Below are 12194 nucleotides of genomic sequence, written 5' to 3'. Positions count from 1 at the left end.
CGAGTGCGCCGCGCAAGCTACGGCGCCGCGATGGTTCGCCCGTCGGCGATTGCTTCGCGAACGGCGGCGGCATCGACGGCAGACAGATCGGATCGTGACGCGGCGGCGAGCGCGCAGGCGGCGCCGGCCGCTTCGCCCATCGCCATCGCGGTGCCGATCACGCGGATCGCGCCGAGCGCTTCGTGACTGGCCGACGCGCATCGACCTGCCATCGCAAGCCGGTGTCCGGGGTGGTCGGCGACGAGGCATCCGAGCGCGATCGACGACGGTCCGGCCGTGTGGCGGAACGACATTCGCTCGTGACTGTCCCAGAGCTCGACCGGCCACGTCGAAACGCACGCTTCGTCGTCGCGCCGCCGTCCGGAAAGCACGTCGGACGCTTCGAGCCGCTCGATGCCGGCGATCCGGCGAGTCTCGCGAATTCCGATTCGGGACGGCCATGCGCCGACGCGCGCGCCGCGGAACGGTCCGCGTTCGGCGACGAGGAACTCGAGCACCTGCGCGGCGTCGCGTGCGGCTGCCGCCTGCATGCGGCCGAGCGTGTCCCTGTCGAGGGGATCGAACGCTTCGTTCGGCGACTTCGGGCAATTGAGCGTGACGAAGACGCAATCACGGCGCAGCCCGGGACGTACGAGGATCGACGACGCCGTAGGCGCGATGCGGCCGGTGCGCGCCGCGCGCGCGACGGCGGCTGTTGTGCGCGCGCGCTCCATCGGCGTCAGGTCGCCGGTGTCGACTCCGTCGATGCGAAAGATGAACGACGCGTGCTGAAGCTCCTCCGGCCCAGCACGTTCGGTGCGGACGCCGGCACGGTCGGCGGCGTTGGCGTCTCCGGTCGTGTCGACAACGGTCCATGCCATCGCCGTCACCCGGCGGCCGTCCGGATCGTCGAACGTGATCGAGCAGCATTCGCGCGGACCGGCGGCAAGCTCGACCGCCACGAGCTCGGACTGCATGCGGACGTCGATGCGCTCGTCGCGGCGGCACAGATTCGCTGTCTCGCGGGCGAACGCTTCCGGATCGACGGCGAGAAACGCGGCGTTCCCGGCCCAGTCGACTGCGCCCGCTGCGCCCGACGCGATGAGCCGTCCGGCCAGCGCCTGCGGAAGTCCGGGATGCGCGAACTTGGCGTCGCGCTGCGCGGACGCGTGATAGAGGCCGCAGATCGTGTGCACGAACGCCTGCGAAATGTTGCCGCCCGGATGCGACTCGCGCTCGAGAAGCAGCACCCGTGCACCGGTGCCGGCTGCGGCGAGTGCAGCCGCAATTCCGGCGGAGCCTGCGCCGATCACGGCGACGTCGTATTCGCGAGCGGTGGGTGGCGCGCCGGCCATCACGTGCCGGAGAGGTCGCGAAGCACGCTGTCCTGAAAAACGTGCTGCTCGCGCGCAGACAGGACGCCGTCCTGATGAACGTGCACGACGTCGAGCCCGCCGCCGCGCAGGCTGAAGACGACCGCGCTGCCCGGAGACGGAGGCACGCCCGGGACGTGGAACGCATCGAGGATCGGCGCGCCGCACAGCGATTGAGCCGCCGGCGCGAACTCGGCCGTGTACGCGAAGAAGAACGAGGCGAGCTCGCCGCCGAACGTGCGGCGCGCCATCCACGAATATGCGCGCGCCGGTGCATAACGTGCGAAATCCATCGCCGCCACTCCGGCTTCGACGAGCTTCGTACGGATCGCGTCGAGGCGCTGGGCCTTCAGTGATTCGATCAGCGTCGCGAGGTCGCGCGTCTGTTCCGGCGTCACCTGGAACCACAGCAGTGAGACATGCGTGCGGAAGACTTCGCCGTGGCTTCCTTTCGGCCGCATGTTGACCGGAAGCGGCACGATCCAGCTCGCCGGAGACTTGCCGCGCAGGTCTGCGACTGCCTGGTGCGCACGCACGGCGACGGCAAGAAAGAACAGCATCGGGGTCAGGAACCCGGCCGTTTTCTTCGCGCGGTCGATCGCGACGCGGGCCTCGCCGTCTTCGAGCCGAAGCTGCCGGTAACGGAGATTCTGCCGTACACGGCGAAGAGGTCCGGCGAGCGACGTGGGCGGGTGTTTCTTCATGCCCTGCATGTACACGTTCCACGCCTGTGCCATGTGGCCGCGCGCTCCCGACGCCGCCGGAAGCTCGGCCGCCGCCGGTGACGACGCGCCGCGATCGGCCCTGGTGATCGCAATTTCGCGCGCGTGCGACGGATCGGCGCTGCACGCCGCCAGATGCTCGACGAACGCTTCGCTGCCCGAGCCATCGAACAGCATGTGCACCCACGTCATCGCGACGTCGGTGCCCGGATGCGCGCCGCCGCGCGGCACGACGTCGAAACAGACGAGACTGCCGCGCCTGGCATCGAAGCGTTCGTTGAGGCGGCGCGAGAACGCGGCCGGGATCGGTCCGAGCGGCGCGTCGTCGCCGTCGGCAGGCGTTGCGCCGCGTTCATTTCGTGAAGCTGCGTCACGGTCCGCGGAATCGTCGCGATGCTCCACGATGCGCACGGCCGTCGGCGGCGCGGCACGATCGAGCCGGTAAACCGGCGCACCGAACGCAGCGCGACGCCGGATCGGCGAGCGCATGATGGGATTGGCGCGCGCGATGTCGCCGACGAGCTCGCCAAATGCGCCGGCGTCGAACCCGGGGCCGAGCCGCAGGACCAGCTGCGAGAGATGGCTCGCGCCCGCGGTGCGGCCGATTTCGGCTTCGAACGCCCGCAGGAAACAGTCCGCGCCGGTCAGCGGCAATACGTCGGCGTCGCGGCTCGGCATCGGGGAAAGAAGCCTAGGAAAGTTCCTTGTGGACCAGCGCCGACAGCGAGATCACGTTGGCGAGGGTTTCTTCGGTGAGCAGGCTTTCGTCGATCCAGACGCCGGTCGACTCTTCGATCGCGAGCATGAGCTGCGTGAGCGCGAGCGAGTCGAGGCCGGCTTCGACGAGGTTCGTCTCGGGCGTGAAGCTTTCGTCCACGCGCAGAATCTCCTCGCGGACGATGTCGAAAATTTTCTGCTCGAGATCCTGCTTCGTCATGGTGGATTGCGGATGCGCCGCGGCGCGAACGGACTGTTTCGCCCGAGCAGGGCGCGGCTGTCAAATGCGCGCGATCGTGCCGCTGCATCGATGTTCCCGGCTTCGCAACGTTGCGCCGAGTATCTGCCGGTATAAGGTCCCGCGGATGTCGAAACGCCCGGCGCGCAGCGTTGCGATTCTCGGAGGTGGACCGGCGGGGGCTAGCCTCGGCGCGTATCTCGCGCGTGCCGGCGTGCGCGTGGTGCTGTTCCACAAGGCCAAGCGCCCGCCGATCATCGTCGGCGAATCCCTGGTGCCGGCGATCGTTCCATTCCTGCGTCGCCTCGGCGTCGAGCAGCAGGTCGAGGCGTTCAGCACGTACAAGCCGGGCGCGACGTTCGTGCTCGACCTCCAGGACGACATCAGTTTCCGTTTCGACCAGGCCATCGGCGCCGAGGTCAACTACTCGTACAACACCCCGCGCGACAAGTTCGACGCCGTGCTGCTGCAGGCGGCACGCGACGCGGGTGCGACGGTCATCGAAGCAACCGCCGGCGTCGAGCGCGAGGGCACGACGGATCGCGTGCGGCTCTCGGCGAAAACACTCGAGATGACCGCCGGCGTGTTTTCCGGCCAGCCCGACTGGATCGTCGATGCGACCGGCCGCTCGCGCACGATCGGGAACCTGCTCGACATCCCGTACGTCGAAGGTCCGCGCAAGGATTCGGCGCTGCACGCGCATCTTACGGGCGTGCCGCTGGTGGTCGAAGGCAACGTGCACACCGATCGCATGCTGCGCGGCTGGTGCTGGCGGATTCCTCTTCCCGGTCGCGTCTCGCTCGGACTGGTCGTCAACGAGCAGCACCTGGCACGCTTCGGTCCGTCGGTCGAGGATCAGTTTGCCGGCACGCTGCGCGAGGAGCCGCTGCTTGCGCGCTGGAGCGCGGACGCCGAGCGCATCACGCCGGTCGTCAAGTACACCAACTACCAGCAGCGCTCGACGCGCGGGGTCGGCGAGAACTGGGCCACGGTCGGAGACGCGTTCGGTTTCATCGATCCGGTGTTTTCGAGCGGGCTGCTGATCGGCATGGAAGGTGCGCTCGAGCTGTCGCGGGCGCTCGTGTCCGGAAGCGAGCGCTCGCTCCGGAAGTTCGAAGAGCACGTGCTCTACAATCTCACGGTCTGGCAGCGGCTCGTCGACTACTACTACAACGGAAGCCTGTTCACGCTCTTCAAGATCGGCCAGCACAAACAGGCACAGCGCGGATGGAAAGTGGTCAACCGGCATTTCGGGCGCCACATGCCGCGTGTGTTCACCGGCGAAGCGACGCGCAGCCGCTACAGCGTCGGCCTCGTCGACTTCATGGTGAAGTGGGGTACCTACGGCCACGACTGCGCTGAGCTGCGGGTGCGCTGACACGCGATGTCCGGCCGACGCACGCCGGGTACCGACTTCCATTCGGAGGCCAGCGCCAGCCGCTACGACGTCATTGTCGTCGGCAGCGGGATCGGCGGGCTGACCGCAGCGGCGCTGCTCGCCCGCGCGGGCCGCAGCGTGCTGGTCATCGAGCGCCACGACCGCGTGGGCGGCTACGCGCATGCATTCCGGCGGCGCAGATATCGATTCGATTCGGCCGTGCACCTGGTCGGCGGCTGCGGCACACGCGACGGACACGCCGACGACGGCAGCCTCGTCGAACGCGTGCTTGCGGGAGCGGGCGTTGCGGGCCAGTGCGAGTTCGTACCGGTCGATCCGTTCTACGAAGCCGTCTACGGCGGCGAGCGCATCGAGGTTCCGGGCACGATGGACGCGTTCTTCGAGACGCACGCGTCACGCTTTCCGGCCGAGCGCGAGCGGCTCGCGAAGTTCCTCGCTCTCGTCGAAGACGTCTACCGACAGACCCGCGTCGCGCAGACGCTCGAATCGACCTTCGACATCCTTGGATCGGCCGAGCGTTTTCCGGCTCTGGTCGAGTACCATCGCGCGACGCTCGCCGAAGTGCTCGACGCATCCATACAGGACGCGGCGCTGCGAGCGCTGGTGTCGACGACGTGGCCGTACGTCGGGCTGCCGCCGTCACGCGTGTCGTTTCTTTACTGGGCCAACATGCTCGGCACGTACCTGGTCGAAGGGCCGTGGTACTGCCGCGGTACGTTTCAGAATTTCGCGAACGCGCTCGCCGACGGAGTGCGGCGCGCCGGTGGCGAGGTGCTGCTTCGCAGCGCCGTGCGCCGCATCGCGACCGAGCGCGGACACGTTCGCGCCGTCGTGCTGGAGACGGGCAACCGCATCGAAGCCGACGTCGTCATCTCCAACGCCGACGCGCTGCAGACCGCCGAAGAGCTGGTCGGCGAAGCGCGATTGCCGCCACGATGGATGCGATCTCTGCGGCGCCAGCGCCGGTCGATCTCCGCATTCGTCGTGTACGCGGCGACCGACGCGGACCTTGCGCAGGCGGGCGTCTGCCACGAGAGCTTCCAGTTCTCGAGCCACGACCACGACGGCGCGTACGCAACCACGATGGCGGGAAGTCCCGACTGGCTTTCGATGACGGTTCCGAGCCTGCTCGACCAGTCGCTTGCACCCGAAGGCCACAGCGTCGTGGTGCTGACGACCCTGATGCCGCAGGAAGCCGCCGCAAACTGGCGCGCGGAAAAAAAGCGCATCGTCGAGCGCATGCTCGCCCAGGCGGAAGCTCGCGTGCCGGGCCTTACGGCGAACCTGCGCTTTGCCGAAGGTGCTACGCCGCGAACGATGGAGCGTTATACGCGCAACACCGGCGGCGCGATCTACGGCTGGGAGCTGTCGCCCGCGCAGGTGGGCCCGGGTCGTCTCATGGGTGTGACACCGATCGCAGGCCTTTACCTGGCTGGACACTGGACACGTCCGGGCGGCGGAATATACGGAGTAGTGCTGTCGGGCATCGACGCCGCGATCCGCGTGCTCGGACTCAAGACGCCCGATGCGCTCTGGCAGCAGCTCGGCGTTTGATCGCCGCGATTCGCAAAGACACGGTTTGACGAAGTCGACATCTCGACGCGGGAGAATTTTTCATGCACGCACGCATCAGCGTAAAGACCACCAGTCTCGCGATGGCATTGGCCTTCGCCGCAATCCTCTCGATCCGGACGACTCCGGTATTCGCGGAAGATTCCGCTGCGGGTGAGGCGGCTTCGTCGAAGCCGATGGGTCCCGGCGGTCCGAACGGACGCAGCAAGCCCGCGAGCACTGCCAAAGCCGAGAAGACCGAAAAGCCGGCCTCGTCCGGCATCCAGCTCGCACGCCGGGCCACGGTGTCGGCGGGCATCAACGTGCACGACAAGGTGCTCTCCGAGTGCAATCTCGAGACGACGCTGCCGCAGCTCGTTGCGGAAAAGAGCACGAAGGTCACGCTCGTCGATTCGCCGTCCGGCACGCACCTCGACCTGCGCATCGTCGACGTTCACGCGCCCAACGGTGGTTTCTTCTCCGGACCGAAGTGGATCACCGTCGAAGGCAAGCTAATGTCCGGAAAATCGGTGAAGGGCGATTTCACCGTCAAGGAATCCTCGATGGCGTCGGCCACTGCCTGCGGAATGCTGTCCAAGGTGATGGCGGTGATCGCCGAGGACATCGCCACCTGGCTCGAGAACCCGACCAAGGGCGCGCGGCTCACGCACGCGCGCTGACCGGGGCTTTACGAGATCACGGCTGCGGCCCGAGCGACTGTCCGTGAGACAGCTCGACCAGGTTGCCGTCCGGATCCTTCAGCATGCAGAAGTAACCGACGATCGGCCCGGCATAGACCGGGCCCTGCACGTCGATGCCGTCTGCACGCCCAAGCTCGGCCGCCGCATCGACCTCGGCGCGTGAGCCGACCGCATAGCCGAGATGCGCGACCGGTCCTTCCCCGGCCGGATGCGGAATCCCGAGCAGCACGATCACGAACACATCCTTGCGGGCGTCCTCGCCCATCCAGACGACGGTCGTTCCATCGTCCACCCGCCGGTGAACTTCGTGGAGCCCGACATGCCGCGCGTAGAACGCGACCGATGCCTCGATGTCGCGGCAGAACAGCGCGACGTGCGTGCAGGTGGGCTTGCTCATGACGCGGCGGCAAGCATCTCAGGGATGAGCCCACGGCGGAAGCGCGACAAGCGAGATTCCGAACACCGGCCGCGCCAGCAGGAACGTTGCTGCAGTGACGACGACAACCGACAGCAGGTTCAGCGCGAACCCCACGCGGGCCATGTAAGCGACCGTCAGATGCCCGGTCGAGAACACGATCGCGTTGGGCGCAGTCCCCGACGGCATCATGAACCCGAGCGAGGCCGACAGCGTGCACGGCAGCATCAGCAGCAGCGGATCGGTTCCGCTCGCGACCGCGCTTGCCGCAAGCACCGGCATCATGATCGTGACCAGCGCGGTATTGGTCATCACCTCGGTCAGGAACGTGATCACGAGGCAGAGCGTGGCGACTTTGACGAACGCGCTGACTCCGCCGATCGACCCGAGGTTGGAACCGATCCATTCGGCGAGGCCCGTCGCCCGCGTTGCATCGGCGAGCGCGAAGCCGCCGCCGAGCAGCACGAGCACGCCCCACGGAAGCTTTGCGGCCGTCGGCCAGTCGAGAAGGCGCTCGCCCGGTTTGCGGCCGGACGGAATCACGAAAAGCACCAGCGCCATCGCGATGGCGACGGTCGAGTCGCCGACCGCGCGCGGGACCGAGAGCAGTCCCGACCATCCCGGAAACGTGAAGCTCTCGGTGTGGATCGGCGCGCGCAGCATCCACAGCAGCGCGGCGGCGGCAAAGACCATCATCACGCGGCGCTCGGGAGTCGTCATCGGGCCGAGCACCTGGCGCTGGTCGGCGACTGCGCTGTGGTCGAGCAGGAACGTGCGCTGCCACAGCGGCGACGCGAAACGCACGAGATAGAACCACGTCACCGGCAGCAACAGCAGCGTCACCGGCACGCCGACCAGCATCCACTGGAGAAATCCGATCGGCGGCGCGTCGGGAAACAACTTTGCCATCTGGCCGACGAACACCGCGTTCGGCGGCGTGCCGACGATCGTGGCGAGCCCGCCGATCGTCGACGCGTGTGCGATCGACAGCAGCAGCGGCGGCGCGAGCTCGCGCTCGAGCTTCGGGTGTTCCTCGCGGAAATGCGCGAGCACGGCGGTGGCAATCGGCAGCATCATCATCGTGGTCGCCGCGTTGGAGATCCATGCGGAGATCGCGCCGGTGGCAGCCATGAAACCGAATACGAGGCCGGACGGCGTGCGGCCGAACTTCTCGATGATCCACAGCGCCATGCGCCGGTGCAGGCCCCAGTGCTCGACGGCCATCGCGATCATCAGGCCGCCGAGAAACAGCAGGTTGGTCTCGCTCGCGTATGACCTGGTGACGTCGTCGGCGGCCATCGCGCCGGTCATCGGAAGCGCGACGATCGGAACCAGCGCGGTCACAGCCGGCGGCAGTGCTTCGCTCAGCCACCAGACGGACATCAGCGCGCCGGTTGCAGCGGCCCACTGGCCGGCCGCGCTCAGGCCAGCGGGCGGCGAGGCGAATCCGATGGCGAAAAAAACGAGGAGGCCGAGGACAAGGCCGATGCGGGCGATCACTTCGGAGCGTGCTGGAACAGGACGTCCATCGCGGCCGCGCGGAAGATGCCCCAGCTCCGCCACGACGGAGTGATCGCACGGAGCTTGTCGGCGTACACCGGAAGCTCCTCGGGAAGCACCTCCTGCCAGTCGGAGATCTTCTCGTCGGGATCGTTGCTCTGCAGCACGCCCGACACTTCGCGAACGAGGAACAGATGCGTGAAGAAACGCGAGCGTGCGCGGCCGGCCTGGTAGCCGATGCGTGCGACGAATTTCTCGATCTCGACGGTCAGGTTGGTCTCTTCCCAGATTTCGCGAAGCAGCGCTTCCTGCACGCGTTCACCGCGCTGAATTCCTCCCGAAGGCAGGCGCATGACCGAGCCGGGATAGTTCTGCTTGGTCTGAAGGAGGAATCGTCCGCTGCGCCGCAGGATCGCCATGCAGACCTCGCCGTGCGCGCGCTCGCTGACCGGCGGAAACTGGATCGACGGCAGCTCGCAGGTGACCTCGACGAGCGGGCCCGCCGGTGCGCCGGGAGTCTGCACGCTCACAGGTCCACTCCGCGCGTCAGCGCATCGGCGGTTTTCTGGGCGAGCGTCGCAGCGTGGTCAGGACCTGGTACTTCCATCTCGCAGCCGGCGGCGGCCTCGTGGCCTCCTCCGCCGAAGCTGCTCGCGAGGCGCGAAAGGTCGACCGTGCAGTCCGGCGTGCGGCGGAAGCTGATGCCGCCGCCGCGCCGGTCGTAGAGCGCGAACACGGCGTGCTTGTAGCGTCCGCGCCAGCGGTCGGCGATCTCGCCCGAATAGCCGTCGCATTCGGTGGCTACGACGCGAAGATCGCGGGCGGGGACTTCACTGACCACGCAGGTACTTTCGGCCAGCCGGAACGTCATCGCCAGCTCGCTTTGCACACGTTCGTGCGCGCGCCGCAGCTCCGGTCCGTACTCGAGGTCCGAGTTCATCGCGAGAAGCGCCTTGTACGCCTCGTGCTGGTCCATCGCGCGAACGGTCAGTGCGAGCTCGCGCGAGCCTTCGATTGCGAGGATCCAGCGATCGTTGTCGTCGGCCGTCAGAACCAGGTTGCGAAGCGAGAGCAGCTCCGGGCTGACGCCGCCATGGGCTTCCTCGACGGCGCAGAGCTTGTCGAACAGGAGGCGGCTCGCCGCATAGCGCATTTCGAGAACGTAGTCGGTGAAGTTCGCGGCCAGCCGGCCCTTTTCTCGCGCTTCGAGCGCCGATTTGTGATGGTCGACCCAGTACAGCTCGAGGCCGTCCTTCACGAGCGAGTTCAGATGCTGCGTGGTTTCTTCGTCGCGCCACGAGATGTCGGTGATCCAGAGCTCTTCGCGCTCGGGCTGCGCGGGTGAAAAACGACGCAGCATGTCGTCGATCTGGCGATTGCTGGCGAATGTCGGATGGTACTCGCGTCCGGCAAAATGCCGGGCGGCGACCACTGCGCACGTCAGTCCGTCGAGGCAGTTGGGTCCGTGACTGACGACGGTAACGCGGCGGTCGGACGGCACGGACTGACTTTAGCGCCTTGCTCGCGCAAGACAATGCCTTCGGGGGAGGCCCCGGGGTTTTGTACGGGTTTTCGCGGGAACAATCGCAGCCACAGACGGGTCAGACGGGCTGCACGACCTCGAAGCACCTCGACGCCATCGCTCGATAACACGCATCCGCTACGGAGATTGCGGCGAGACCGTCCCGGTAAGTGATCGCCGGAGGCGCGTCCTTTCGCGCATCCTCGACGAAACGCTCGAGAAGCAGTTTCACGGTCATGCGCGGCGGTTCGATGACGAGTTGCTCTCGCCCCCGCGCCGTCAGCCGGTAGCCGGTGCCGAGCACATGATCGATCACCAGCTGGCCGTTCTCGCCGCTGGCTTCGATGAGACCGTTGCGGCTCGCGGTGGTGCGCGAGCACGCAACCTGCGCGATGAGGCCCGGCTCGTTCATCTCGAGCAGTGCGGAGAAAAGATCCTCGGTGCGTTCGGTGCAGATCGCGCGCGCCTCGACCGCGACCGAGCTCACCTCGAGGCCCGACAGCCAGCGCAGCAGGTCGAAACAGTGCACTCCGGTGTGAAGAATGTTGCCGCCGCCCGACTCGTCCGGATTGTCGAGCCACGCGAGCTCGCGCTGGGGCGGGAATCTCTGCGAAAAGATCAGCGAGTCGAGTCGTCCGAGTGACGGAAGCTCGCGCCGGAGGCATTCGACCGCGGCGTTGAAGCGCAGCGTATGTCCGGCGAGGCAGTAGACGCCCGATTTTTCGATCATCGCCAGCATCGCGCGGCCGCCTTCGAGCGTAGGCGCCACCGGCTTTTCGATGATGAGGCGCTTGCCGGACTCGACGGCGAGCGAGACGAAAGCGGGAAGCAGCCGCGGAATCGTCACCAGCACGATCGCGTCGATGTCGCGCCGCCGCAGCAGCCGCTCGGCGTCGGCGTCGAACTCGCATCCGAGATCCGCGGCAAGCTCGCGGCCTTTGCTTTCGTCGCGGCGACAGACCGCAACCAGCTCGAGCCCGTCGACGTCGCGTGCCGCGTGGGTTGCATAGCGGCTGCCATGCTTTCCGGCCCCGACGATCGCGAGCCGAAGCCTGGCTTTTCCCGAGTGAGCGCCTGTCGTCATCCGCGAAAGCTAAATGGAGATGTCCGTAGATGCACGTGCGGTTTGCAAGCCGGCGCGCGGCTTCCTATTGCGGTCGCCGTGGCGCGATCCAAAGCAGCGAAATCCGGGCCGGCGAAATCGGGGACAGACACCGGTTTCACGAAATCGGTGTCTGTCCCCGATTTTCGCAAGGCGGCGAAAAAGATCGGGCCGGTCGACAATCGCTCGCTCGCGGCAGTGCTGCGGCGCGTGCGAAATCTGGCCGCGCGCCGCGATGCGCCGGTGGTCACGCTGATCGCGGTGACGACAAGGGACCCGTGGTGCGTGCTGTCGTCGTGCATTCTCAGCCTGCGAACGCAGGATGCGACGACGGCGAAAGCGGCGGAGAAGATGTTCGCGCGCTGGCCCGATGTTCGCGCGATGGCCGCGGCCGACGCCGACGAAGTTGCAAAGGTCATCTATCCGGTCGGCTTCTACCGCACCAAGGCGCCGCAGCTCGTCGAAATGGCGCGCCGGATCGTCGCCGAATGGAACGGTCGCGTGCCCGACGAGATCGACGAGCTCCTGACGCTGAAAGGCGTCGGCCGCAAAACCGCGAACCTCGTCGTGCAGGCCGGTTACGGAAAGCCCGGCATCTGCGTCGATACGCACGTGCATCGCATCTCGAACATCTGGGGCTACGTGCGAACCAAAAATCCCGCGGAAACCGAGACGGCGCTGCGCGCGAAACTGCCGAGACGCTACTGGAACGAATACAACGACCTGCTCGTATCGTTCGGGCAGACGATCTGCCGGCCCGCATCACCGCGTTGCAGCGAATGTCCGGTTGCGGCGCTGTGCCCGAAAATCGGTGTCGTGCGCCGGCGCTGAACATCCGCACGCGTTCGCACGCACACTCGTGCGGCGAACTTCGCACACACGCATCTGCGACCAGTCGGCGCAGACGAGCGCGATAACCGTGAAGATCATTGATGACGATGTCGTTAGGGTTCAAGCTCGATCTGGTGGTTTCTC

General features: G+C 67.0%; 12 protein-coding genes. 4 read left to right on the top strand and 8 right to left on the bottom strand.

The genetic code is table 11. The annotated features are described in order from the left end of the window. Positions 1-17: 17 nt before the first annotated feature. Genes VN634_07175 through VN634_07165 form a run of 3 tightly spaced genes read right to left on the bottom strand, consistent with a single transcriptional unit; the run spans position 18 to position 3011 of the window. Positions 18-1334 (bottom strand): FAD-dependent oxidoreductase, encoded by a 1317-nt coding sequence (locus VN634_07175; protein HXC50645.1) that lies wholly within the window; start codon positions 1332-1334, stop codon positions 18-20. Next, positions 1334-2752, bottom strand: a complete 1419-nt coding sequence (locus VN634_07170) for a hypothetical protein (GenBank protein HXC50644.1) — start codon at positions 2750-2752, stop codon at positions 1334-1336. Before VN634_07170 ends, VN634_07175 begins: the two co-directional genes overlap by 1 nt. Positions 2753-2765: 13 nt before the next feature. Then, positions 2766-3011 carry a phosphopantetheine-binding protein gene (locus VN634_07165; protein HXC50643.1) on the bottom strand — a complete coding sequence of 82 codons (246 nt, stop codon included), beginning with the start codon at positions 3009-3011 and terminating at the stop codon, positions 2766-2768. A gap of 145 nt (positions 3012-3156) precedes the next feature. Between VN634_07165 and VN634_07160 the strand changes: the two genes are divergently transcribed. The 3 genes from VN634_07160 (at position 3157) to VN634_07150 (ending at position 6659) form a co-directional block, all read left to right on the top strand. After that, entirely contained in the window at positions 3157-4407 is a 1251-nt protein-coding gene (locus tag VN634_07160) for an NAD(P)/FAD-dependent oxidoreductase (protein ID HXC50642.1), read from the top strand. A gap of 6 nt (positions 4408-4413) precedes the next feature. Then, positions 4414-5982 (top strand): NAD(P)/FAD-dependent oxidoreductase, encoded by a 1569-nt coding sequence (locus VN634_07155; protein HXC50641.1) that lies wholly within the window; start codon positions 4414-4416, stop codon positions 5980-5982. Between the two features lie 62 nt (positions 5983-6044). Then, on the top strand, positions 6045-6659 hold the full coding sequence (locus VN634_07150; protein ID HXC50640.1) for a hypothetical protein: 615 nt from the start codon (positions 6045-6047) through the stop codon (positions 6657-6659). 16 nt (positions 6660-6675) lie between these two features. Here VN634_07150 and VN634_07145 read toward each other — a convergent pair whose 3' ends face one another. From VN634_07145 to VN634_07125, 5 genes are all read right to left on the bottom strand, one after another. Beyond that, complete coding sequence (locus tag VN634_07145; protein ID HXC50639.1) at positions 6676-7077, bottom strand: VOC family protein; 402 nt, start codon at positions 7075-7077, stop codon at positions 6676-6678. A gap of 18 nt (positions 7078-7095) precedes the next feature. Then, positions 7096-8595: an SLC13 family permease gene (locus tag VN634_07140; GenBank protein ID HXC50638.1), complete on the bottom strand. Its 1500-nt coding sequence runs from the start codon at positions 8593-8595 to the stop codon at positions 7096-7098. Next, complete coding sequence (locus tag VN634_07135; GenBank protein HXC50637.1) at positions 8592-9125, bottom strand: NUDIX hydrolase; 534 nt, start codon at positions 9123-9125, stop codon at positions 8592-8594. The genes VN634_07140 and VN634_07135 overlap by 4 nt, the downstream gene beginning before the upstream one ends. Beyond that, a complete protein-coding gene (locus VN634_07130) occupies positions 9122-10096 on the bottom strand; it encodes a hypothetical protein (protein HXC50636.1) in 975 nt (324 codons plus the stop codon). The genes VN634_07135 and VN634_07130 overlap by 4 nt, the downstream gene beginning before the upstream one ends. Before the next feature lie 100 nt (positions 10097-10196). Continuing rightward, complete coding sequence (locus VN634_07125; protein HXC50635.1) at positions 10197-11201, bottom strand: Gfo/Idh/MocA family oxidoreductase; 1005 nt, start codon at positions 11199-11201, stop codon at positions 10197-10199. A gap of 147 nt (positions 11202-11348) precedes the next feature. Here VN634_07125 and nth point away from each other — a divergent pair, with 147 nt between their 5' ends. Continuing rightward, complete coding sequence (gene nth, locus VN634_07120; protein ID HXC50634.1) at positions 11349-12050, top strand: endonuclease III; 702 nt, start codon at positions 11349-11351, stop codon at positions 12048-12050. Positions 12051-12194: the final 144 nt, after the last annotated feature.

The sequence above is a fragment of the Candidatus Limnocylindrales bacterium genome (genome assembly GCA_035571835.1).
Lineage (GTDB): Bacteria > Desulfobacterota > Binatia > UBA1149 > CAITLU01 > DATNBU01.
The sequence above is the reverse complement of the archived record's forward strand: the minus strand, read 5'-3'. Positions and strand labels throughout refer to the sequence as shown.

Bases quoted from the DNA above. Each gene is read 5' to 3' on its own strand.
- VN634_07175 (HXC50645.1), bottom strand. From the start codon at position 1,334: ATGGCCGGCGCGCCACCCACCGCTCGCGAATACGACGTCGCCGTGATC.
- VN634_07170 (HXC50644.1), bottom strand. From the start codon at position 2,752: ATGCCGAGCCGCGACGCCGACGTATTGCCGCTGACCGGCGCGGACTGT.
- VN634_07165 (HXC50643.1), bottom strand. From the start codon at position 3,011: ATGACGAAGCAGGATCTCGAGCAGAAAATTTTCGACATCGTCCGCGAG.
- VN634_07160 (HXC50642.1), top strand. From the start codon at position 3,157: ATGTCGAAACGCCCGGCGCGCAGCGTTGCGATTCTCGGAGGTGGACCG.
- VN634_07155 (HXC50641.1), top strand. From the start codon at position 4,414: ATGTCCGGCCGACGCACGCCGGGTACCGACTTCCATTCGGAGGCCAGC.
- VN634_07150 (HXC50640.1), top strand. From the start codon at position 6,045: ATGCACGCACGCATCAGCGTAAAGACCACCAGTCTCGCGATGGCATTG.
- VN634_07145 (HXC50639.1), bottom strand. From the start codon at position 7,077: ATGAGCAAGCCCACCTGCACGCACGTCGCGCTGTTCTGCCGCGACATC.
- VN634_07125 (HXC50635.1), bottom strand. From the start codon at position 11,201: ATGACGACAGGCGCTCACTCGGGAAAAGCCAGGCTTCGGCTCGCGATC.